This is a genomic window from Zhengella sedimenti (genome assembly GCF_046506625.1).
Lineage (GTDB): Bacteria > Pseudomonadota > Alphaproteobacteria > Rhizobiales > Rhizobiaceae > Zhengella > Zhengella sedimenti.
The window spans coordinates 379681-402831 of record NZ_JBKFFP010000001.1; the positions used below are offsets into that span (position 1 = coordinate 379681).

Below are 23151 nucleotides of genomic sequence, written 5' to 3' on the forward strand. Positions count from 1 at the left end.
TCACGCCCATGAGCAGCTTCAAACCCCTCGTCTTTTCCGGCGTCCAGCCGACGGGCAACCTGACGCTCGGCAACTATCTCGGCGCGATCCGGAAGTTCGTCGCGCTGCAGGACAGCCATGACTGCATCTATTGCGTCGTCGACATGCATGCCATCACGGTCTGGCAGGAACCGGCCGAACTGATGGCGGCAACGCGTTCGGTGGCCGCCGCCTATCTGGCCGCCGGCATCGATCCGGCGAAACACATCGTCTTCAACCAGTCGCGCGTTGTCCAGCACGCCGAACTGGCATGGATCTTCAACTGCGTGGCCCGCATGGGCTGGCTGAGCCGCATGACGCAGTTCAAGGAAAAGGCCGGAAAGGACCGGGAGAACGCCTCTGTCGGCCTGTTCGCCTATCCCAACCTGATGGCGGCCGACATCCTCGTCTACCGCGCGACCCACGTGCCGGTTGGCGACGACCAGAAGCAGCACCTGGAACTGACCCGCGACATCGCCCAGAAGTTCAACAACGATTATTCCGACCGCATCGCGGACCTGAAGCTCGGCGTGGAAATGAAGGTCGGCGAAGAGACGGTCAACGGCTATTTCCCGGTGACAGAACCGCTGATCGAGGGACCGGCAACGCGCGTGATGAGCCTGCGCGACGGCACAAAGAAGATGTCGAAGTCCGATCCCTCCGACCTGTCGCGAATCAACCTGACGGACGAGGCGGAAGCCATTGCCCGCAAGATCCGCAAGGCCAAGACGGATCCCGACGCCCTGCCCTCCGAGGTGGCGGGCCTTGAAGGCCGGCCGGAGGCCGCCAACCTGGTCGGCATCTTCGCGGCGCTCAGCGATGTGAGCCGCGACGACGTGCTGCGCGATTTCGGCGGGCGCCAGTTCTCCGACTTCAAGCCGGCGCTGGCCGACCTCGCCGTCGCCAAGCTCGATCCGATCGCCTCGGAAATGCGCCGCCTCATGGCCGATCGCGGCCATATAGACCAGGTGCTGCGCGACGGCGGCGAACGGGCGTCGGTCCTCGCCGAGGCAACAATGAAGGACGTGCGCAGGATCGTCGGCCTCCTGACCGGCTGAATCAAGCCGGAGGGCGCGGAAGCGGCGCGGACAAGCTGACGCGGACCGCCGGCTTGCCGCCGGCTCGCGGGGGTGGCAATGTGGCGCCCGCGCGAAAGCGGGAAACAGGAAGATGGCGCATGGTTTCGAAACGGCTGAGCCATGAGGCGGGGCATCGCCGCAAGTTCCTGGCGGTGATCGACGGCACGCCGGAATGCGAACGGGCCGTCGCCTATGCGGCGCGCCGGGCACTCAATACCAATGGCGCGCTGGTACTCGTCTTCGTGACGGAGCCGGGCGACTTCCAGCACTGGCTCGGCGTGGAGCAGATCATGCGCGAGGAAAACCAGGCTGCGGCGAACGAGGCGCTCAACACGCATGCGGAACGCATCCGCGCGTCGCTGGGCATCGAACCGGAACTCGTCGTGCGCGAAGGCAAGAAGTCCGAGGAAATCCATGCCCTGATCGAGGAGGACCAGGATATCGCCATCCTCGTCCTGGCGGCGGGCACGTCTTCGGAAGGCCCGGGCCCGCTGGTGGCCTCGGTGGCCGGAAAGGGCGCGCCCTTTCCCATTCCCGTCACGGTCGTTCCGGCGAACCTGACCGATGAGGACATCGAAAGCCTGGCGTGATACGGGCTTGCCGTCCGGCGCTCGACGCCTTATGTTTAGAACGGTTCTAAACGAACCCCGACGACACGGTCTGCGGACCTTGACCCGCAGGACGCATGGAGGTTTTGAAGATGTTCATCCAGACAGAAGCGACGCCGAACCCGGCGACGCTGAAATTCCTGCCCGGGCAAGTGGTCCTGGGCAGCGGAACGGCCGATTTCCGGACGGGCGAGGACGCCGAGGCCCGCTCGCCTCTCGCGGCCCGGCTGTTTGCCGTCCCCGGCGTGACCGGCGTATTTTTCGGCTACGATTTCGTGACCGTCAGCAAGGATGACGGCCTGGACTGGCAGCACGTCAAGCCGGCCGTGCTCGGTGCGATCATGGAGCATTTCATGACCGGTGCGCCGGTCATGGCAGAGGAGTCCGCCGGCGCGGAGGCCGCCTCCGGCGAGGAATTCTATGACAAGGCCGACGAAGACCTCGTGGCCACCATCAAGGAACTGCTCGACACCCGCGTTCGGCCCGCTGTCGCGCAGGATGGCGGCGACATCACCTTCCGCGGCTTCGAGAACGGCACGGTCTATCTGCACATGAAAGGCGCTTGCGCGGGCTGTCCGTCGTCCACGGCGACGCTCAAGCACGGCATCCAGAACCTGCTGCGCCATTTCGTGCCCGAAGTCGAACAGGTCGAGCAGATCGCCTGACCCGGACCCGGCACGGCGAGATCGCCCCATGAAAAAAGCCGGGTCTATGCCCGGCTTTTTGACGTTGAGGCGGCGCGGACGCCGGTCACATGACGATCACCTTGGCGCCGACCTTGACGCGTTCGTAGAGATCGATGACATCCTGGTTCATCAGACGAATGCAGCCGGAGGAGACATTTCCGCCGATGGAGTTCCATTCCGGCGATCCGTGCAGGCGATAGCCCGTGTCACCGCGCTTGTTGAAGAGATAGAGCGCGCGGGCACCGAGAGGGTTCGTCAGGCCGGGCTTCATGCCGCCGCGATACTTGGCGAGCTTGGGTTCGCGCTGGATCATCTCGGCGGGCGGCGTCCAGGTCGGCCATTCGCGCTTCATGCCGACGCGTGCGGTTCCCGACCACTCGAAGCCCTCGCGGCCGACGCCGATGCCATAACGCATGGCACGGCCGTCTTCCATGACGAGATAGAGGAACTTGGCCCCGGTATCGACAATGACCGTGCCCGGCTTCTCATCGGTCTCGTAACGGATGAGCTGACGGTGATACTTGCTCGGAACCTTGGAGATCGGGATCCGCGGCAACTGGTAGCCCGCATCCTTCACGGAGCCGTAGGACATGGAATAGGTGCGAATGGCGGTTCCCGAACAGCCGGCGAGAACAGCGGCCAGCGTCACGGCGACAGCAATGGCAAGCGGTTTGAACGTCATGGTGGAGACCGATCCCTCAGATTCATCCGGGCCCGAATCGAGCCTTTATTTCGACACAGGAATTAATATGCGAATTTCATGGTTGCCAAGTGGTTAATACCGCGGAGAGACAGACTCCGCGTCACGCCGGGCAAAACCTATGGTTTTTCAGCCACAGAAACGTGAGATACTTCTCATCGGAATATCCGGATGAACGAGAAAAAAGAGGTGCGCCATGAATATTGGCACCGCGGCCAAGCATTCCGGCCTGCCGGCCAAGACGATCCGCTACTACGAGGACATCGGCCTGATCTCGCCGGACCGGACCGCCAATGGATATCGCGACTATTCCCCCGACGACGTCCATTTCCTGAGTTTCCTGCGGTCGGCGCGCGAACTCGGCTTTTCCATCGATGAATGCCGCCAGTTGATGGCGCTCTACAAGGACAGGAGCCGGGCGAGCCAGGACGTGCGGCAGATCGCCGTCGACCATGTGCAGGCCATCGAGGAGAAGATTGCGGCGCTGGAGGCTATGAAGGCCACCCTCAACCGGCTGATCCGGGCCTGCCATGGCGACGAGCGACCCAATTGCCCGATCCTGGAAGGGATCGCAGGCAACGCAACGCGCCGCCCGTAGACGGCTGGCCAGGCTTTTCAAGCCTGTCTGTTCATGGCATGTTCCGTTGATGGCCCTTCTCGCGACACCGATCCCCCACCCGCTTTCCGATGGCCGGCAATCGGCCCGCGCGTTGCTGGTGCGCCGCGGCGTGCAGCGCCTCCTGCACGAGATGCAGGCGGTCATGCTGCCGGAAGTCACCCTCGCGACAGGACGGCGGGCCGATCTCCTCGTCATGACCGCCAAGGGCGATTTCTGGATCGTGGAGATCAAGTCGTCGGTGGAGGATTTCCGCGCCGACAGGAAATGGCCGGACTATCGCGACTGGTGCGACCGGTTCTTCTTCGCCACGCATCCCGATGTGCCCGCGGACATCTTTCCCGGCGAGGCGGGCTTCATCCTGTCGGATGGCTATGGCGCGGAACTGATGCGTGAGGCGCCCGAACACAGGCTTGCGCCGGCCAGGCGAAAAGCCTTGACCGCCCGCTTCGCGCGGATCGGGGCGCAGCGCCTCCTGTCGGCGGAATGGGCCGGCGTGGCAATCGGCACGGACAGCGACGAGACCACGTGACCCTCAGCGCGGCGCCCGCTTGGCAAGGATGCGCTGCAACGTGCGGCGATGCATGTTCAGCCGGCGCGCGGTTTCGGAGACATTGCGGTCGCAGGCCTCGTAAACCCGCTGGATATGTTCCCAGCGGACACGATCGGCCGACATCGGGTTTTCGGGCACCTCGGCCTTGCCGTCAGGATCGCGGACCAGGGCCGCGAAGACCTCGTCGGCATCGGCGGGCTTGGCCAGGTAGTCGATCGCGCCGAGCTTGACCGCGGTAACGGCGGTGGCGATGTTCCCATAACCGGTGAGGACGATGATGCGGGCCTCCGGCTGGACCTTGCGGACGGCTTCCACCACGTCAAGACCGTTGCCGTCGCCCAACCGCATGTCGACGAGCGCGTAGTCGGGCGCGACGCGCTCCAGATGCGCCAGGGCCTGGGCCACGGAATCGGCGGCCAGGACCTCGAATCCCCGGCTCTCCATCGCCCTGACCATGCGCGTCTGGAACGGCTTGTCATCCTCGACGATCAGCAGCTTTGCGCCGTCCACCGACACCGGATCCCCCAGGCCTTCGGAATCGCTCATCCGGACTTCCTTTCGCGTTTCTTTGCCGCGCGCCAAACTGACGCGGATTTTAAACATGCAAACCTTATGCAGGATTTGCGAGCTCATTCCCTTGCGCCAGATCAACCGGCGCCTCCACAGCATCGCGGCGCCATTCGGCGCGGACGCGTGCGCCCAGGCGTTCGGTGGTGGCATTGGTGAAGATGATGGCGGCGCCCGAGCGTTCCAGCAGGGTCTTGGCAATGAACAGGCCAAGGCCCAGTCCCCCGCCCGAGGACTGCTCGCTTCCGGCCCGCGACGTCATGTAGGGCTCGCCGATGCGCGCCAGGATTTCCGGCGAATAGCCGCGCCCGTCGTCGGTGATCTCGATCCAGAGACGGTCCGCGGTCCAGCCCCAGTCGACGACAACGGCGGAGGAGGCGAAGTCGACGGCGTTTTCAAGGAGATTGCCGAGGCCGTATATCATGCCCGGATTACGCTTGAGAACCGGTTCCGGACCATCGCCGGGGTGCGGCTGCATGCGGATTTCGATGTCGAAGGCGCGGTGCGGCGCGGTCACCTCGTCGATCAGGGAGGACAGGGGCAGGCGGCCGATATGCATTTCCCCCTCGCTCGACAGCGTGGTCAGCCGGCGCAGGATGTCACGGCAACGCTGCGACTGCGAACGCAGAAGGCTCACATCCTCGCGCAGCGGGGAATCGGCGGGAAGGTCGCGCTCCATCTCGCGCGAGACGAGCGCGATGGTGGCCAGCGGGGTTCCGAGTTCATGGGCCGCGGCGGCGGCCAGCCCGTCGAGGGCGGAAAGATGCTGCTCGCGCTGGAGAACGAGTTCGGCGGAGGCCAGCGCGGTCGCCAGCGTGCGCGCCTCGTCGGCGACGCGGAAGGCGTAGATGCCGGTGAAGGCCAGGCTGGAGACCAGCGCCATCCACATGCCCGCGACATAGAGGAAGGGCAAGGGCAGGTCCTCGCCACCCGTCCAGGGCAGGGGCAGATGCTCGAAGACGAGCAATGTCGCGGCGAGCAGCACGATCAGGCCGAGCAGCAGCGTGTGGCGCACGGGCAGCGAAGCAGCCGAGATGATGACCGGCACCATCAGCAGCATGGAAAAGGGGTTCGTCATGCCGCCGGTCATGTAAAGCAGGCCGGCCAGTTGCAGCGCGTCGAAGGCAAGGACGCCGAGAGAGGCTGCCTCGGACAGGCGGAACGTCGGCGGGAAGCGGACCGCGAGGAAGATGTTCAGCCAGGCCGAACAGGCGATCAGGGCGAAGCACAGCAGGATGGGAAAGGGGAAACCCAGCCAGAAATGGACCACGATGACGGCGATGGTCTGACCGCCGACGGCTAGCCAGCGCAGGCGAATCAGCGTGTTGAGGCGCAGGCGGCGGGCAGTGACGGGATCATGGGCGGCGACATCTTCCATTTTTCCTATATGCCCCGCGGACCTTGCATAGCCAAGACCCTTGAGCGTCGGCTCCGGTCATGTTCCGCGCGGCTTGGCGCGGCTGGTCGCCTGCGCCTGCGCGGGATTTTCCGGCCAGAGGTGGCGGGGATAGCGCCCGCGCATCTCGGCGCGCACATCCTTCCACGATCCGGCCCAGAATCCGGGAAGATCGCGCGTCGTCTGTATCGGCCGATGGGCCGGGGACAGCAATTCAAGGGTCAGCGGCACCGTGCCGCCGGCAATCGCGGGATGGGCAGTCAGGCCGTAAAGCTCCTGCACCCGGACGGCAAGGACCGGTCCGCCGGGCTCGTAGCGGACCGGCACCCGGCTGCCCGATGGCGCATCGAAATTGGTTGGCGCGAGACGGTCGAGCTGGCGATGGAGATCGTGGGGCACCCGCGCCAGGAGCGCCTGGTGGAGGTGGGGCCTGAGCGCCGGCAGCGAAACCGGTCCGGTGACGAAGGGGGCGAGCCAGCCTTCGAGGTCCGAAAGCAGCGCCGCGTCATCCATCGCGGGCCACGGTTCGCCCAGGCCGCGATGCAGCCAGTCAAGGCGGGCGCGCAGCGTCAGCGCCTCCTTGCTCCACGGCAGGATGTCGAGCCCGTTGTCGCGGATGGCGGCGAGCAACGCCTCCACGGCCTGCCCGCCCGTTGGCGAGGCCAGCGGCTTCTGCGACAGGACGATGGCACCGAGTGCCTCCACTGTCCGGGCGCGCACCGTTCCGGTCGCGGTGTCGAATTCGGCACCGGTACGGCTTTCGATCCGGCCGGCCAGCACCGAGCGAATTTCCGCCTCGCTCACCGGCGCGGCCGCCAGGATGCGGGCATTCTGCGCCGTGCCGGTGATGTCGGCGACCACGAGAAAGGGCTCGCCGGCCAGCGGGTCGGTTTCATCCAGGCGCGCGCCGCGGCCATTGGCAAGCACGAAGCGGCCACGCGCGCCGCGGGCCCTGGCCACCCTGTCCGGCCATGCATGCAGGAGAAGCGCGCCGGCGCCCGGAGATTGCGCGTCCACGCCATCGGCATGCGCGGCGCGGACCGCCTGCCGCGCGATCGAGGATGCCAGCCTGCGCGCCGCGACAGCGCGGGCCGAGCGGTCCCGCCCCAATCCTTCCAGCCGCCGGTCGAGGTCGGCGGCGTTGCCGCCCAGCCCGCGCTCGGTCAGCAGCACGGCGAGCGCCGCCGCCTGACCGGCCGCGCCTTCGGCTGCGGCCATGACCACCATGTGCGCCAGCCGGGCCGGCAGGGCGAGCGAGCGCATGGCCTTGCCCGTCGGAGTCAGTTGACCGGCTGAATCCAGTGCCTCCAGCGACATCAACAGGCTGCGCGCCTCGGCGAGTGCCGGCGCCGGCGGCTTGTCGAGGAAGGCGAGGCGCGCCGGATCGGTAACGCCGAAGGCAGCGCAATCGAGCAGCAACCCGGTGAGGTCGGCGGCGAGGATCTCCGGCGGATCGAAGGCGGCGAGCGCGCCCGTCTGGCCCTCGTGCCACAGCCGGACGGCAACGCCCGGGCCGGTGCGCCCGGCGCGCCCGGCGCGCTGGTCGGCGCTGGCACGCGACACCTTCACCGTCTCAAGCCGCGTGATGCCGGTGGCCGGTTCGAAGACCGGCTGGCGGGAGAGGCCGGAATCGATGACGATGCGAACGCCGTCGATGGTGATCGACGTCTCGGCGATGGACGTGGCGAGCACCACCTTGCGGCGGCCAGGAGGCGCGGGGCGGATAGCCATGTCCTGCGCCTTTCCGTCCATGGCACCGAAAAGCGGCACGATGTCGACGTTGGCAGGAACAGCGCCCTCCAGCCGCTCGGCGGTGCGCATGATCTCGCGCTGGCCGGGCAGGAAAGCCAGCACGCTGCCGGTCTCGGCGGCGATCGCCCGGCGGATCGCTGCCGCCATGGCATCCTCGACCGGCTGGCCGGGATCGCGCGCCTCATGACGGATGTCGACAGGATAGGCACGGCCCAGGCTCTCGATCACCGGCGCACCATCCATCAGGGCAGCGACGCGCGCGCCGTCCAGCGTCGCGGACATGACGAGGAGACGCAGGTCCTCGCGCAGGCCGCCGGCGATGTCGAGCGCCAGCGCCAGGCCGAAATCGCCGTCGAGCGAGCGTTCGTGGAACTCGTCGAACAGCACGGCGGATATGCCGGCAAGTTCCGGATCGTCCAGCGCCATGCGGGCAAACACGCCTTCCGTCACCACGAGGATTCGTGTCCGGGCCGACTGGCTGCTGTCCATGCGCATTGCATAGCCGACCGTGCCGCCCACCTCCTCGCCAAGCAGGGCGGCCATGCGCCGCGCTGCTGCGCGCGCCGCCAGCCGGCGCGGTTCCAGCAGGATGATGCGGCCATCGCCCGCCCAGCCGGCATCGAGCAGATGCAGGGGCACCAGCGTGGTCTTGCCCGCGCCGGGCGGGGCGACGAGCACGGCAGTGCGGCCGTCTCTCAGGGCGTCGTCGAGGGCGGGAAAAGCCTCGCAGACCGGAAGCACAGGCAGGTCAGGCATCGGTGCCCACCCGGATCACGGCGCCGCCGGCGGCCTCGGCATCGGCCGCATCGTGGGTGACGAGGATGACCGGCAGGCCCGAGGCCCGCGCGGTGGCAAAGACGAGATCGCGCATCTGCCCGCGAAGGCTGGCGTCAAGCTTGGAAAAGGGTTCGTCGAGCAGCAGCATGCGCGGCGCCGACAACAGCACGCGAGCGAGCGCAACGCGGGCCTTCTGGCCACCCGACAGGGTGTCGGGATGGCGGGGGCCGAATTCTTCCAGTCCGGTCCGGGCCAATGCGGCCCGGGCCATTTCCCGGCGGGCAGCGCGCCCCGCGACGGAAGCCGGGATGGCGAAGAGCAGGTTCTGCTCGACGTTCATGTGCGGGAACAGCAGCGGGTCCTGGAACAGGATGCCGGCATGGCGCGCCTCGGGGGGCAGCGCCGTGATGTCGATGTCGCCGGACAGCACCCGCCCGGAGGCCGAGAAGGCGGGATCGAGAAAGCCGGAGACATAGGCGAGCAGGGTTGACTTGCCGGAGCCGGAGGGACCCATGACGGTCAGGACCTCGCCGGGTTCCACCCGTGCGGAAATCGCCAGCAGGCATGTCCCGGCAAGCACGATGCGCACGTTTTCCAGTGTCAGCGGTCGGGCGGTCGTGGTCATCGCGTTTCCCGTTGCGTCAGGCCGAACGCCTGCGCCATAGCAGCGCCGGAACGAGGCTGGCAATGGCGAAGCCCGCGGCGGGCAGCATCATCTGGAGAAAGGCGTAGACACCGATGACGCGGCGATTGCCCCCCGAGGCCAGTGCAACGGCTTCCGTCGTGATGGTGGTCAACCGCCCGGCGCCGATGAGCAAAGTGGGCAGATACTGGCCGACGGAAACGGCGAAACCGACAGCGGCGGCGGCCAGCACGGCGCGGGCCATCATGGGCATGCGCACACGCCAGAAAGCCTTCAGGCGCGAGGCGCCGAGACCTGCAGCGACGGTTTCGTAGCGGCGGTCGAAGGCACGCCAGGGATCCGACAGGGAAAGGAAGACGTAGGGCATGACGAAGACGAGGTGCGCGAAGACGAGGGCCGGCAGGGACGGCTCGGCGTGGACGCCGATGAGCAGCATCTGCAAGCCGAACAGGAAGGCGGCCTGCGGCACGATCAGCGGCAGGTAAACCAGCCAGAGCAGGCGGCCGGGCGGGGCGCGGGTTTCGTCCTCGCGGCGCAGGCAAAGGATCGCCAGCACGGTCGCCAGGGCTGCCGCGAGGATGCCGGTCGCCAGCGTGGTCCAAAGCGGTCCGTCCAGCCGCGGCAAGGCGCGCTCCCAGCTTCGCAGGGAGAAGCTGCGCGGCAGCGCGTCGGGAAACTGCCAGAGACCTGCCACGGACCACAGGGCCAGAAGCAGCAGACCCAGGAAGACGGTACCCGCGGACAGGCCGGGCAGGACGCCGCTGATGGCGCGCAGGCCACGGTCATGGGCGAAGCGGCGGCCACGGTCACGCAGCCGGGCCAATACCACATGGCCGAGCCGCTCCAGTGCGAGCCAGACGACACAGGCCAGAGCCGTGATGCCCAGTTGCAACAGGGCGCCGGCGGAGGCGAAGAAGCGCATTTTGAGGTCCGGATCATTCATCCAGCCGACGAGGCGCACGGCCAGCGGCGGCGGCGTGACCGGGCCGAGGATGACGGCGACATCCACCACGGAGGTGGAAAAGGCCAGAACGGCGAGCACGGCAAGGCGGATCTGGCGATAGACGGGCGGCCAGGCGAAGAACAGGAAACCGGCGACGCGGCCATGACCCATCGATGCCGCAAGGCGGCGGGTCTCGGCCAGCCGGACCTGAGGCATCGCCGCCAGGGCGACCAGCAGCAGGAAGGGAATTTCCTTGACGACAAGGCCGGCCGTCATGGCAAGGCCGAAGGGATCATGCACGACCAGCGCGTCGGGCGGCGCGGTCCAGCCGGTCAGTTCGGGCGAGACGAGCCGGACGAGCCAGCCCGAAGGCGCAACCAGAAAGGCCAGACCGAAGGCCGCGGCGGCATGGGGCACCGAGAGCAGCGGCGACAAAAGGTGCTGAACCCGGTCGAAGAAGCGGCTGCCGGCATGGGCCGCCATGAACAGGGCGACACCGGCCAGCGCGACCAGCGTCGCCGCCAGACCGGACAGCAGGCTGATGAGACAGGACCGGAGCAGGCCGGGCTGCGCCAGCAGTTCGCGAAAAGGGTCAAGCGAGACGCGGTCGCCACCCAGCGCTGGCAGCCAGCCGAAGGCCGGCAAGAGCGTTCCCGCCAGACCGGCCAGGACAGGACCGGCCAGCAGACCGACGGCCAGCGGCGGGCCGAAGCGGGCGAAGCTCATCCCGCGCCTGGCCCTTCGCCGCGGCCACGGGTGGAGACCCGTTTCAATTGGCGACGCCGTAGCGGCGCTTCCACTCTTCCTCCAGCCGCGTCATCCAGCTTGCATGGGGTTCGGCGATGGCCGGGCCAAGCTTCTCGGGCGGCAGCGTGGCCACGCCGAGGTCCAGCGCCTCGAAGCGGGCCCTGTCTTCCGCCGGAAGCTTCGCCATGGCCAGCACGGTGGGATCACCCCAGACATCCGGGTCCTGCTTGCGCGCCTGTGCCTCCGGGGAAAGAAGGAAGTTGGCGGTCACGAGGGCGCCGGCCTTCGCATTCGCGTTGAACGGGATGGCCACGAAATGCGTGTTGGACAGCGTGCCCTCGGAGAAGACGAAGGAGCGCACCGTGTCGGGCAATTCACCGTCGGCAATGGCGGCGGAGGCCTCGGCCGGGTTGAAGGCGAAGATGATCTCGGCCTCGCCGTCGGCCAGCATCTGCTTCATGGCCGGATAGTTCTTCGGAAAGGCGCGTGCCTGGCGCCACATCAGCGGGTGGAGCTCGTCGAGATAATCGAAAAGCGGGCGCGCGACCGTATCGAAGTCGCCTTCCACCACCGGCTTCTGCAGCACGGCGGGATCCGCGACCAGTTCGCTCAAAACCTGCTTGAGGAAGCTGGAACCGATGAAATCCGGCGGCTGTGGATAGGAAAAGCGGCCGGGATTGGCCTTGGCCCATTCCAGCAGTTCGCGCGTATTGTCCGGCATGGAATCGGGCGCGGTGCGGGCGCTGTCGTGGAAGAAGACGAGCTTGGCCATGCCCCAGGGGCTTTCCAGGCCATCGGTGGGGATGGTGAAATCGACCGTGATGGTGGGCTTTGTCTCGTGATCGACAAAGGACCAGTTGGGCAGGCTGTCTGCCCAGCCGGGCGCGAAAAGCAGGTCCTGGCTTTTCATGGAGGCGAAATTCTCGCCGTTGATCCAGATGAGGTCCACCGTCCCGCCTTCCGTCTTTCCGGCCGCCTTCTCGGCGACGACGGTGGCGACCGCGGTCGCGGTGTCCTCAAGCTTCACATGCACGAGTTCGACGCCATGGCGGCTTCGCAACTCCTCGCCGGCCCACTCGATATAGGCGTTGATGTTTTCCGATCCGCCCCATGCGTTCCAGTAGACCGTCTGGCCGCGCGCCGCTTCCAGCACGCTTTCCCAGTTCTTCGGATCGGGATCGGAGGCGATGGCCGGGGCAGCGCCCAGAAGGGCGGCCAGGAGCGGGAGGACAAGGCGTTTCAAGGGACGGCTCCGTTTCTGTCGCGCCGGGGCGCGTTTCAATCTCCGGCTGTTGTCGCGCCGGACGGCGCCAAGGTCAATCACACCCGGGTCACTTGCGCGTGACGCTGCGGGCGTAGAAGCGGCCAAGGAGCAGCGGCGTCAGATACATCGGGATCTGGTAGCAGCCGATGAAGAGCAGCAGCGGATCGGTGACGGCGGCGGGCAGGGCGACGAGAAAAAGCGCGATGTTGCGGTTGCCGGCGATGATGGCCAGCGGCACGCGTTCGGGCGCCAGGGCGGTGCGCCCCAACAGGGCGTGGGCGGCGACCTGGGAGCCGAGATTGGCCGCGCAGGCGACCATGAGCCAAAGGGCAAAGCCGCCCGGATCGGTGCGCAATGCCGGACCGACAGCCGACATCAGGCCGACGACGACCACGGCCATGGCGATGGCGGAGAGCCCGTCTATGGCGGCGATGGTGCCCGGTGCCGGGTTCCGGATGATCCATGCGCGGATGGCGAAGGCGATGGCCGAGGCAATGGCGATGACGGCAAGCAGGCGCGCCGATGCGGCGGACACTTCCGCCGCGCCGCCCAGTTCCGGCAGGAGCGCGAAGACGGGAATGGCCGTCAGCGGCAGGATCGCGGTGCCGAGCACCAGCAGGCGCAGGGCTGGCGCGGGATCGTGCCCGGTCAGCACCGCCAGGTTGGGGCTGCCGGAAATCGACGAGGCCGACAGCATGAGCAGCAGAGACATGGCCAGGGCGGACGCCTGCAGCCCGAGGGCGGCAAACAGGGCGAAGGCGGCGAGCGGCAGGGCTAGCTGATAGGCCAGCGCCAGGGCCAGCGTGCGCGGAAAGGCGCCGAGCGTGCCAAAGGCCTGACGCGGGCCGATGCGCAGGGCGGCGAAGAACAGCAGGCCGGCGACCATTTCCTGAAGCCATGGCCGCATGGCCAGCGCGAGATCCGGCAAGGCGATCCCGGCGACAAGCCCGGCCACGAGGATCATGCGGCCATGGCGGGCGGCCATGGCGAGCACTGTCAGCAGGCTCACCCTCACGACAGGCCCCGGATGACGAGGATGACGGCGGCAATGCCGGCAACGGCGAGCAGCGCGGGCCGGTAGCGCCTGTCGAAACGGCCGGCCAGCAGGCGGGCGATGATCCAACCGGCCAGCATTCCGGGAACCATGATGAGTGCCAGTGCCAGGTCGCGCAGGCCGGCCCAGCCGGACAGGTAGAGAGCGGCAAGCGACAACACGCAGCCGATGGCGAAGAAGGCGGCCAGTGTCGGCCGCGCCTGGGCGGCCGGCCTGTCCTGGTAGACGATGGCCAGCGGCGGAGCACCCACCGAGGTGATCGTGCCCATGAGGCCCGAAACGGCAGCCATGGAGAGAAGGCTGGCGCGCCCGAAGCGCAGCCGCCAGCCTGCCACGGAGAGGATGACGGCCAGTCCGACCATCAGGCCGAAGACCAGCGAGAAGGCCTTTCGGTCGGAAATCCAGACCAGCACGGCCGTGGCCACGAGAACGCCGGCAAGGCGGCCGATCGCCGCCGTCCAGACTTCCGGCCAGACGATGGCCCGGCGTTCGTCGAAGGCGGTCCAGGCCGAAGCGGCGAAGCCAAGATAGAGTGTCGAAACCGGCACGAGTTCGGGATCGATGAGGGCGAGCAGCGGCGCCGCCGTCAGCCCGAAGCCCATGCCGAGGCCGAACTGCACCACGGCCGCCACCGTTGCAATGAGGACCACCGCGGCGGCGACCCAGGGCGCGGCCGCGACATGGGCAAAGGCATCGTGCATCGGCGCCTCAGGCCGGCCGCTGGCGGATGTTGTCGGGCAGCCATGTCGCCAGTTCCGGGAAGGCGATGAGAACGAAGACCATCAGCACCATAATGAGGAACATCGGCAGCGCGGCGCGTGCGATGAAGTTCATCTCGTGATGGGTCATGCCCTGGAGGACGAACAGGTTGAAGCCGATGGGCGGCGTGATCTGCGCCATTTCCACCACGACGACGATGAAGATGCCGAACCAGATGAAATCAATGCCGGCCTGGCGGATCATCGGCTCGACCACTGCCATGGTCAGAACGACAGAAGAGATGCCGTCCAGGAAGCAGCCGAGGATGATGTAGAAGACGAGCAGCGCCATGAGCAGTTCGAATCGCGTCAGTTCCAGCGAGGCGATGAAGTCCGCCAGCCCGCGCGGCAGGCCGGTGAAGCCCATGGAGAGCGACAGGAAGGCCGCGCCGGCCAGGATCAGCGCGATCATGGCGGAGGTGCGCACCGCGCCCATCAGGCTTTCGGCGAAGGTCGACACGCTCAGCGAACCCTGGGCAGCGGCCAGCACGAGCGCGCCGATGACGCCGAAAGCGGCAGCTTCCGTCGCCGTGGCATAGCCGAGATACATCGATCCGATCACCACGAGGATGAGGCTGATCACCGGAATGAGGAAACGCGAGTTCCGGATCTTCTCGCCGAGGCTCATGCGGTCTTCAGGGTCGGGCGCGAAATCCTTCGAGACACGCGACATGATGGCGACATAGGTCATGAACATGCCGGCCAGCACCAGGCCCGGAATGACGCCGGCCATGAAGAGCTTGGTGATGGATTCGTTGATGGTCACGCCATAGACGATGAGGGTGAGCGATGGCGGGATCATCAGGCCCAGGGTCGCGGCGCCGGCCAGCGTGCCGATGATCATGTGTTCGGGATAGTTGCGCTTGCGCAGTTCGGGAATGGACATCTTGCCGACCGTGGTCAGCGTGGCGGCCGACGAGCCGGAAACGGCGGCAAAGACCGTGCAGCCGACGATGTTGGTGTGGACAAGGCCGCCTGGCAGCGGGGCCATCCAGGGCGAGAGGCCGCGGAACATGTCCTCCGACAGGCGGGTCCGGTAGAGGATCTCGCCCATCCAGATGAAGAGCGGCAGGGCTGTCAGTGTCCAGGAGGAGGACGCGGTCCAGATCGTGGTGATCATGGCGTCGCCGGCCGGACGGCTGGTGAAGAGTTCCATGCCGACATAGGCCACGCCGAGCAGCGACAGGCCGACCCAGACGCCCGAGCCCAGCAGCAGGAAAAGGACGAAGAGGAAGATGGCGATCGGAGCGAGCTGTTCCATGGCGCGTCACTCCGCGTGGCTCTGGCTGACGGCATCGGTGGTGATGCCATGCTTGCCGGTGAAGACGAGGCGGACCAGATGGTCCCAGAAGGCAATGGCGAGAAGCACGGTTCCGGCCACCATGGAGATTTGCGGGATCCAGACCGGCGTGGCGTCGAGTCCCTGGCTGATGTCCTTCAGCTTCCAGGACCACCAGGCGCCGCGCACGGCATACCAGGCAAAATAGGTGGCTGCCGCGGTGCCGATGGCGAAACACCACAATTCGCCCCAGAACCGCTTTTCCCCGAGCGCGTGGAGAAACAGCGAGACGCGGATGTGCGAGCCGTGGTTGAGCGCATAGGCAAAGGCGAAGAAGGACGCGCCCGCCATGCAGTAACCGGCATAGTCGGTCGCGCCGGGAAAGACATTGCCGGTCCAGCGCGCCAGCATCTGGAGGACGATCAGCACGAGGATGGCCACGGTGAAGAAGGCGGCGATGATCCCCCCGGCCAGGTAGAGTGCATCGAGAATGCGGCGAAGCGCGCGGCCTGCGGCGAGCATGGCTGTCCCCCCTAGCGCAGTCGGCTTGTCTGGAGCGTGAAACGGAAAGAAAGGGCCGGCGGGCTTGTCCGCCGGCCCTTGCCGGTTACTGGTTCTTGTAGGCCTCGACGATGGCCTTGCCGTCGTCACCGGCCTTTTCCAGCCATTCCTGCGTCATCGTCTCGCCAATGGCCTTGAGACCGTTCATCAGGTCGTCGCTGGCGCGCTCCACGGTCATCCCGTTTTCCTTCAGGCCGTCGAGCGTGAACTGCGTGTAGTCCTTGGAGCGGGCGAGACCCTGCTCAGCCGCCTTGGCGGCGCAGTCGTTCATCGCCGCCTTGGTGGCGTCGTCAAGGCCGTTCCAGGCGTCCATGTTGACGAAAACGGCGTTGCGCGGCAGCCAGGCATCCACTTCGTAGAAATTGGAGAGTTGCTCCCAGACCTTGCGGTCATAGCCGGTGGCGCCCGACGAGATGAAGCTCTCGGCCACGCCGGTGGCCAGCGCCTGGCTCAGTTCCGCGGCCTCGACCTGTACCGGCAGCATGCCGGTCAGTTCGGCCATGCGCGCGGTGGCGGTGGAATAGGAACGGAACTTGACGCCCTTGAGGTCTTCCACCGTGCTGACCGGCTTGTTGATGTAGAGGCCCTGGGGCGGCCACGGCACCGAATAGAGATAGTGCAGGTTGTCGTCGGCAAGCACCTTGCTCACATAGGGCTCGGCAATGGACCACAGCTTCTCGTGCTGGTCGAAGGAGGAGACGAGGAAGGGAATGGAATCCACCTCGTAGAGCGGGTTCTCGTTGCCATGGGCGGAAAGCAGGCGCTCGCCGATATTGGCCTGTCCGGTCTGGACCGCGCGCTTGATCTCGTTGCCCTTGAACAGCGAGCCGGAGGGATGGGTGACGATCTCGAGATTGCCGCCCGTGGCTTCGGTCACGCATTTGGCAAAGTCGGCGCCGACCTCGGAGTGGAAATTGGTGGCCGCATAGGCCATCGGCATGTCCCACTTTTCCGCTTGTGCCGCCGTGGCGGCGAAGGTCGAAAGGGCCGTGGCGGCCATCAGTCTGGCAAGTGTCTTCATGTCATTCTCCCATTCTGGTTGATGTTGATCGTTTTCTTGTTCTTGTTGTTTCCGTCCGGCGCCTATTCAAACCGCGATGGCGAATAAGGCGCAAGGTCCATGTTGGGCGTTTTGCCGGCAACGAGCTGTGCGAGCACCCGTCCGGTCTTCGGTCCTCCGGTCAGGCCGACATGGTCATGCCCGAAGCCGAGGAAGGCGCCCCTGACCGCGGGCGCCTCGCCGATGACGGGGATGGAGTCGGCGATTGCGGGGCGGTGGCCCATCCATTCGCGCGTTTCCTTCCATTTCAGGCCCGGGATCGCGGCCCGGACATTGCTTTCCAGGAGCCGGAAGGGCGCGCGCGATGCCGGCGCTTCCAGTCCGCCGAATTCCACGATGCCGGCCAGCCGGATACGCCCTTCCATGGGCGTGACGACGAACTTGCCGGAGGCGACCGCGACAGGCGAGCGCGGCGTGATGTTCGGCTCCCACAATTCCAGATGATAGCCGCGTTCGGTCTCGATGGGCACCTTGACGCCCAGTTTCGCGGCCAGAGGGCCGGACCAGACACCGGTCGCAATGACGGCGGCATCGCAGGCGATGGTCTCACCGCCGGCGCGGATGCCGGTCACCTGGCCGTTTTCGCTCACGATATCGGTGACATCGGCCTTGAGGATGCGCGCGCCGTTGCGTTCGGCATGGGCGGCCAGGTCCCTCACATATTGCCCGGGATCGCGGATGACCCCGTGATCCTTCAGCCGGATGGCGCAATCGAGTTCCGGGCCGTAGGCGGGATCGTAATCGGTGAAGTCCTTGCCTTCCAGGACATCCCAGTTGAAACCGTGGTCCTTGCGGATCGACCAACCGAAGGCGTCGCTCTCGAAATGGGCGCGGTCATTGTAGAGGAACAGGTAATCGGAAGGCTGGATCCATTTCTCCGCGCCCGTTCCCCGTGCCAGGGCCTGATGGTCGGCAAGGCTGTCGCCGATGATCGGATGAAGCGCGGCAGCGCGCCGTTTCACCGCTTCGGCATTGGCATGGCCCAGATAACGGATCAGCCATGGCAGCAACCTCGGCAGGTAGCCCCATTTGAGAAAAAGCGGCTGGCGCGGATCGAACAGCATGCGCGGCGCCTTGGCGATGAGACCCGGTACCGTGACCGGCACGACCGAGCAGGATGCCAGGACGCCGCCATTGCCGAAGCTCGTTCCCTCGCCCGGTCCAAGCCGGTCGACCAGGATGACATCATGGCCGTCACGCTGGAGCCAGATGGCCGTCGAGACGCCGACAATGCCGGCGCCAATCACCGCAACGGTCCTGCCTTTCCGGTCGCTGGCATCCATTCCTGTCCCGTCCCCTGCATTTGCCTCGACGCGATGGTGACACACGTCTAGAATTTGTCAATAAATTATCGATGTTCTTAAGCCGTCACGCTGAACCGCCGGATTTTCTCCATGTCCGGATCGATCCCCAGCCCCGACCCCGGCGGCAGGATCACATGCCCGTCCCGGACGGGAAACGGCGTTGCCAGAAGGTCCTCGGCCAGGAAATACCGTGCCTGGTAGAATTCGCAGCCCAGCGTGATTTCCGGCGTGGCGGCGATCATCTGCGCGCCGGCGAGATGGGCAAGCCCGGTTTCGAACATGTCGCCGCCATAGGCCAGGAGTCCGGCCCCGACCGCCATGCGGGCAACGTCCTGCGCGCGCCTGAGACCGCCGGTCTTCATGATCTTTACCGAGACGCCATCGCATATGCCCTCGCGCAGGGCGCGCGCCATGTCCTCCGGGCCGAAGACGCTTTCGTCGGCCAGCAGGGGCAGGTCGAGCATGCCGCGCAGGTCGGCCATCGTGGCCCAATCCCCGGCGGCGACCGGCTGTTCGATGAAATCGGGCTCGAAGCCTGCAATTTCCGGCACCTGCGCAAGCGCCTCTTCCCGGGTCAGGCCCTGGTTATAGTCGACGCGGATGCGCATTTCCGGATGGCGCGTGCGGATCCATTCCAGACGCATCAGGTCGAAGGCATGGCCGGTGAAACCGGTCTTCAGCTTGACGATGCCGACACCATCGGCGGCGAGGCGCTCCAGCAAAGCCTTGTCGTCCTCGAAATCCGGGTTGGCGATGGAACAGGACAATGGAATCGGCGCGGGATCGCCGCCGCCCAGCAGGGCGCAGACGCTCCGGCCGGTCAGCTTTCCGGCCAGATCGTGCAGGGCGGTGTCCAGGGCGGCCTTGGCCTCGGTGCAATGCACGACGGCACGGGCGGCATCGGCAAGGATGGTCTCCATTTGCGCGACGGGGCGGCCGACGACATGCGGGCGCATGTAGCGGTCGAGCGCGGCGAAGCTGGCTTCCGGTGATCCTGTGAACACCACCCATGGCGAAGCCTCTCCGAAGCCCTGCGTCCCGTCTTCGACGGTCAGGCGCAATATGATCACCTCGATCTTGCCGGCCACGGCGCCGATGCCATGGTCACGCCTGCCGGTAACCGGCAATGCGCAATGCCAGACATCGAAACCGGTGATCGGCTGATCGAGGCCGCCGGCCATCAGGCGACCCATTCGGAGACGGGCGCGGCGGCATCCTGCAGCGGTTGCGCGATCACGTCGACCAGCGCCGGGCCGTCATGGGCGAGCGCCTGTTTCAGCACGGCTTCCAGTTGGCCGGGGTCTTCCACCCGCCAGGACTTCACGCCGAAGGCGCTTGCGACGGCCGCATGATCGGTGCGGGAGAAATCGACATTGTGATAGCGCCCGCCAAAGCCGGATTTCTGGCCGGCCTTGATCCAGCCGAAGACCGAGTTGGAGAAGACGACAGAGGTGATGGGCATGTTGTAGCGGCAGATGGTCTCGAACTCGCCGCAGCAGAAACCGAAGGAGCCATCGCCCATGACCGCGACGGTCTTGGAGGCCGGGCGGCCGACATGGGCGCCCATGGCAGCAGCGAGCGCGTAACCCAGCGCGCCATGGGCGCGGTTGGTGATGAAGTGGCGGCCGGCCTTCGGCCAGCGGTAATGGGCGGAGAAATAGGGGCAGGGCGTGCCGGGATCGGCGACGATGATGGCGTCGTCATCCAGCAGGCGCTGCAGCGTGGCGACCACGCGTTCGGGCCGGATGGGCCTCTCGCCGCTTTCGGCCAGCGGCCGGAAATCCGACAGCTTTGCCTGCCAGGCGCGCGCGGCGCGCGCCGTGCCATCCTGGCCGTTGCGATCCGCCCGCGCCGCGACGGCCTCGACGAGGGCCTCAAGCGCAAGCCGGGCATCGGCGGCAATGGCCACGTCCGGCCTGTAATTCGCGCCAATCACCTCGGGGTCGCTGTCGATATGGATGATGGTGGTGCCGGTTCTTGGCGAACGCCAGCGCTCGGTTGTCACCGAACCGGCGCGGCAGCCGATGAAGAGCACGAGGTCGGCCTCGTCGATCACGGCGCGGGTGGCGGGCACGCCGCCATTGGAACCGGTGACGCCGACGGCATGGCTATCGGTCTCGGCGATGATGCCCTGGCCGGAAACGGAGGTCGCCACGGGCAGGTCGAGCAGGCCGGCCAGACGCTTCACCGCATCGAAGGCGCCGGCGATGACCGGGCCCCCGCCGCATATGGCGACAGCCCTGCGGGCGGCGCAAAGCCGGTCGGCCGCCTCCTCGACGGCACTCGCATCCGGGGCGGCCGGCAAGGCGGGAAAGCGGTGGTGATTGGGATCGGCCCAGATTTCGGCCGGATCGACGGCGCCCTTCTGCGTATCGAAGGGCAGCGCGAGGTGGGCGGCGCCCGGACGGCCGGTGGTCATGGCGCGGAACGCCGCGCGCACCTGCGCCGGCAGGCGCGCGGCATCGTCCAGCGAGGCATTCCACTTCGTCAGCGGGCGGAACAGGGCCACCTGGTCCAGCTCGGTCAGGGGATAGCGTCCGCGCGAGGCTGTCGAGACATCCGTGGTGATGGCAAGGACCGGAACCGAACTTTCATTGGCTTCAACGACGCCCGGCAGGATGTAGGTCGCACCACCGCCGGACGGGCCTTCGCAGACACCCGGCCTGCCGGTGACGCGCGCATAACCGTCGGCCATGTAGGCGGCATGGCGCTCGTCACGCGTCAGGATATGGGTCATGCCGTGGTCGAGCGTCGCCATGGCGTCGTAGAAAGGCAGCGAGGTGTCACCGCACAGGCCGAAGACATGGCGCACGCCGTGAACCTGCAGCATGCGCACCATGGCCTCGGCGCCCGTCAGTTCGTTCGATCCGTGTTCCCTCGGTGTCATGCTCCCGCCTTGTCTGCGCACATATCTGCATACAGTTCTGTATCTTGCGAAGGCGCACACGCTGTGTCAAGAAGGCGGAACGCGTGGAGGACAGGCGCAGCATGAGCGAAGGCCGGGTCGAGGCGCTCTACCAGCGGCTCAAGGAAATGGCGGTCAATTTCGGCATCCGGCCCGGTGAGCGGATCAACGAGGTGCAGCTTGCCCGCGACCTGGACGCCAGCCGGACGCCACTGCGCGAGGCGCTGAACCGGCTGGTTGCCGAACAACTCATCGATTTCCAGCCGGGCAAGGGCTTCTTTTGCCGCGAACTGGACGCCCGGCAGATCTATGAGCTGTACGAGATGCGCACGGTGCTGGAAACCGCCGCCGTGCGCATGGCCTGCGAGCGCGCCAGCGATGCCGGGATCGCCGCCTTGAAGGAAGCGCTCCATGCGCGCGGTCTCGACCACGAGGGAAAGACAATCCGCGAGGTCGTCGAACACGACGAGGCCTTCCATACGGGGATCGCCCGGCTGACCGGGAACGCCGAGATCTTGCGCCAGCTTGTCTCCGTCAACGAGCGCATCCGCTTCATCCGCTGGATCGACATGAGCGCGCGCGTGCTGCACACCAAGGGCGAGCACAGGCAGATCATGCAGGCGCTGGAAGCGCGCGACGCCGGCACGGCGGAAGCGCTGATGCGCCAGCACATCGTCAAGCGCATGGACCAGATCGTCGCGGCGGTGAAGGAAGGCTTTTCGAGCATCTATGTGAGCGGGCCGGAGGAACTCTTCGAGCGCCGCATCGACACGGGAGAAGGAACATGACACGGGTCAGCGGCGGCAAGGCGATCTATGGCGCCTCGGTCGGCATCCTCATGCTCGATGCGCGCTTTCCACGCATTCCCGGCGACGTGGGCAATGCCCTGACCTGGTCCTTCCCGGTGCATTACCGCATCGTGCGCGACGCGACACCCGACCGCGTCGTACGCCGCGGCGCGGCCGGAACGCTGGACGCCTTCATCGGCGCGGCACGCGATCTCGTCGCCGACGGCGTGGACGGCATCACCACCAATTGCGGCTTCCTGGCACTCTTCCAGGACGAACTGGCCGAGGCCACGGGCGTGCCCGTCGCCACCTCGTCGCTGATGCAGGTGGAGGCGGTCAACCGGTTGCTGCCCCCCGGCAAGCGCGCCGGCATCCTGACCATTTCGGCCTCCACGCTGACGACGCTTCACCTTGAGAAGGCGCGTGTGCCGGAAGGCACGCCGATCGGCACGACGGAGGGCGGGCGCGAATTCACCCGCGCCATTCTCGACAACGAGATGACGCTGGACGTGGAGGCAGCGCGGGACGACAATGTGGAGGCTGCGCGGGCGCTCGCGGCGGCGCATCCCGATCTCGGCGCCATCGTGCTGGAATGCACCAACATGGTGCCCTATGCGCCCGACATCCGCGCGGCGACCGGGCTGCCGGTCTTTTCCATCCACAACCTCGTCACCTGGTTCCAGGCAGGGCTGACACCGGCGCGCTTTCCGCCACCGGCGGGATAGGCCTGTCCGCTACGCCTGCCATTCACGGCGTTCCGGCCAACGGGCCGGTATCCTGCTCGAAAACTTTCGGCGGGGCTTGAAAGGTGCATTGCAATATCGAATTCACTTCTATATATGAACATGTGTAGATATTAACAACCCGGAGTTCCTCCCATGTCCCTCGACCGTACCGTCCTTGCCTTTGCCGGTTTCATGGTGCTTCTGTCCGTCCTCCTGACGGTCTATGTGTCGCCGCTGTTTGTCTGGTTCACCGTCTTCATCGGCGTCAACATGCTGCAGTCCGCCTTTACCGGCTTCTGCCCCGCTGCCATGATTTTCAAGAAGCTCGGCGTCAAGCCGGGAAGCGCCTTCTGAGCAAGGCGACCCCA

At 66.6% G+C, this 23151-nt stretch carries 23 protein-coding genes; 8 read left to right on the top strand and 15 right to left on the bottom strand.

Annotation, left to right across the window (positions count from 1 at the left end):
• Positions 1–8 precede the first annotated feature (8 nt).
• From trpS to ACLB6G_RS01955, 3 genes are all read left to right on the top strand, one after another.
• Positions 9–1076, top strand: a complete 1068-nt coding sequence (gene trpS, locus ACLB6G_RS01945; RefSeq protein ID WP_410354419.1) for a tryptophan--tRNA ligase — start codon at positions 9–11, stop codon at positions 1074–1076.
• Positions 1077–1195: 119 nt separating this feature from the next.
• Positions 1196–1687 (top strand): universal stress protein, encoded by a 492-nt coding sequence (locus ACLB6G_RS01950; RefSeq protein WP_410354420.1) that lies wholly within the window; start codon positions 1196–1198, stop codon positions 1685–1687.
• Between the two features lie 110 nt (positions 1688–1797).
• Positions 1798–2370 (top strand): NifU family protein, encoded by a 573-nt coding sequence (locus ACLB6G_RS01955; protein WP_410354421.1) that lies wholly within the window; start codon positions 1798–1800, stop codon positions 2368–2370.
• Positions 2371–2455: 85 nt separating this feature from the next.
• On the opposite strand, the gene ACLB6G_RS01960 is transcribed toward ACLB6G_RS01955, so the two are convergent.
• Positions 2456–3073, bottom strand: coding sequence for a L,D-transpeptidase (locus tag ACLB6G_RS01960; RefSeq protein WP_410354422.1), 618 nt, complete (start codon positions 3071–3073; stop codon positions 2456–2458).
• A 214-nt stretch (positions 3074–3287) separates the two neighbouring features.
• Here ACLB6G_RS01960 and cueR point away from each other — a divergent pair, with 214 nt between their 5' ends.
• Entirely contained in the window at positions 3288–3689 is a 402-nt protein-coding gene (gene cueR, locus ACLB6G_RS01965) for a Cu(I)-responsive transcriptional regulator (RefSeq protein ID WP_410354423.1), read from the top strand.
• A gap of 49 nt (positions 3690–3738) precedes the next feature.
• Positions 3739–4239, top strand: a complete 501-nt coding sequence (locus tag ACLB6G_RS01970) for an MmcB family DNA repair protein (protein WP_410354425.1) — start codon at positions 3739–3741, stop codon at positions 4237–4239.
• A 3-nt stretch (positions 4240–4242) separates the two neighbouring features.
• On the opposite strand, the gene ACLB6G_RS01975 is transcribed toward ACLB6G_RS01970, so the two are convergent.
• From ACLB6G_RS01975 to ACLB6G_RS02040, 14 genes are all read right to left on the bottom strand, one after another.
• Entirely contained in the window at positions 4243–4806 is a 564-nt protein-coding gene (locus ACLB6G_RS01975) for an ActR/PrrA/RegA family redox response regulator transcription factor (RefSeq protein ID WP_410354426.1), read from the bottom strand.
• A 64-nt stretch (positions 4807–4870) separates the two neighbouring features.
• Complete coding sequence (locus ACLB6G_RS01980) at positions 4871–6205, bottom strand: ActS/PrrB/RegB family redox-sensitive histidine kinase (RefSeq protein WP_410354427.1); 1335 nt, start codon at positions 6203–6205, stop codon at positions 4871–4873.
• Between the two features lie 57 nt (positions 6206–6262).
• The gene (gene hrpB, locus ACLB6G_RS01985; RefSeq protein ID WP_410354428.1) at positions 6263–8731 is read right to left on the bottom strand and encodes an ATP-dependent helicase HrpB; all 2469 of its coding nucleotides are present in this window, start codon (positions 8729–8731) and stop codon (positions 6263–6265) included.
• Positions 8724–9377, bottom strand: coding sequence for an ATP-binding cassette domain-containing protein (locus tag ACLB6G_RS01990; RefSeq protein ID WP_410354429.1), 654 nt, complete (start codon positions 9375–9377; stop codon positions 8724–8726). Before ACLB6G_RS01990 ends, hrpB begins: the two co-directional genes overlap by 8 nt.
• Positions 9378–9393: 16 nt before the next feature.
• The gene (locus ACLB6G_RS01995; RefSeq protein WP_410354430.1) at positions 9394–11064 is read right to left on the bottom strand and encodes an ABC transporter permease; all 1671 of its coding nucleotides are present in this window, start codon (positions 11062–11064) and stop codon (positions 9394–9396) included.
• A gap of 43 nt (positions 11065–11107) precedes the next feature.
• Entirely contained in the window at positions 11108–12328 is a 1221-nt protein-coding gene (locus tag ACLB6G_RS02000) for an ABC transporter substrate-binding protein (RefSeq protein WP_410354431.1), read from the bottom strand.
• Between the two features lie 88 nt (positions 12329–12416).
• Positions 12417–13358, bottom strand: a complete 942-nt coding sequence (locus ACLB6G_RS02005) for a hypothetical protein (RefSeq protein ID WP_410354432.1) — start codon at positions 13356–13358, stop codon at positions 12417–12419.
• Positions 13359–13360: 2 nt separating this feature from the next.
• Positions 13361–14104: a TSUP family transporter gene (locus ACLB6G_RS02010; RefSeq protein WP_410354433.1), complete on the bottom strand. Its 744-nt coding sequence runs from the start codon at positions 14102–14104 to the stop codon at positions 13361–13363.
• 7 nt (positions 14105–14111) lie between these two features.
• Positions 14112–15422: a TRAP transporter large permease gene (locus ACLB6G_RS02015; RefSeq protein WP_410354434.1), complete on the bottom strand. Its 1311-nt coding sequence runs from the start codon at positions 15420–15422 to the stop codon at positions 14112–14114.
• Between the two features lie 6 nt (positions 15423–15428).
• On the bottom strand, positions 15429–15962 hold the full coding sequence (locus ACLB6G_RS02020) for a TRAP transporter small permease (RefSeq protein WP_410354435.1): 534 nt from the start codon (positions 15960–15962) through the stop codon (positions 15429–15431).
• A gap of 85 nt (positions 15963–16047) precedes the next feature.
• On the bottom strand, positions 16048–17022 hold the full coding sequence (locus tag ACLB6G_RS02025) for a TRAP transporter substrate-binding protein (RefSeq protein WP_410354436.1): 975 nt from the start codon (positions 17020–17022) through the stop codon (positions 16048–16050).
• A gap of 62 nt (positions 17023–17084) precedes the next feature.
• The gene (locus ACLB6G_RS02030) at positions 17085–18344 is read right to left on the bottom strand and encodes an NAD(P)/FAD-dependent oxidoreductase (RefSeq protein ID WP_410354437.1); all 1260 of its coding nucleotides are present in this window, start codon (positions 18342–18344) and stop codon (positions 17085–17087) included.
• 77 nt (positions 18345–18421) lie between these two features.
• The gene (locus ACLB6G_RS02035) at positions 18422–19546 is read right to left on the bottom strand and encodes an enolase C-terminal domain-like protein (RefSeq protein WP_410354438.1); all 1125 of its coding nucleotides are present in this window, start codon (positions 19544–19546) and stop codon (positions 18422–18424) included.
• Complete coding sequence (locus ACLB6G_RS02040) at positions 19546–21252, bottom strand: thiamine pyrophosphate-binding protein (protein WP_410354439.1); 1707 nt, start codon at positions 21250–21252, stop codon at positions 19546–19548. The genes ACLB6G_RS02035 and ACLB6G_RS02040 overlap by 1 nt, the downstream gene beginning before the upstream one ends.
• Before the next feature lie 101 nt (positions 21253–21353).
• Here ACLB6G_RS02040 and ACLB6G_RS02045 point away from each other — a divergent pair, with 101 nt between their 5' ends.
• The 3 genes from ACLB6G_RS02045 (at position 21354) to ACLB6G_RS02055 (ending at position 23137) form a co-directional block, all read left to right on the top strand.
• A complete protein-coding gene (locus ACLB6G_RS02045; protein WP_410354440.1) occupies positions 21354–22058 on the top strand; it encodes a GntR family transcriptional regulator in 705 nt (234 codons plus the stop codon).
• The gene (locus ACLB6G_RS02050) at positions 22055–22783 is read left to right on the top strand and encodes an aspartate/glutamate racemase family protein (protein WP_410354441.1); all 729 of its coding nucleotides are present in this window, start codon (positions 22055–22057) and stop codon (positions 22781–22783) included. The genes ACLB6G_RS02045 and ACLB6G_RS02050 overlap by 4 nt, the downstream gene beginning before the upstream one ends.
• Before the next feature lie 153 nt (positions 22784–22936).
• Entirely contained in the window at positions 22937–23137 is a 201-nt protein-coding gene (locus tag ACLB6G_RS02055; protein ID WP_410354442.1) for a YgaP family membrane protein, read from the top strand.
• Positions 23138–23151 lie beyond the last annotated feature (14 nt).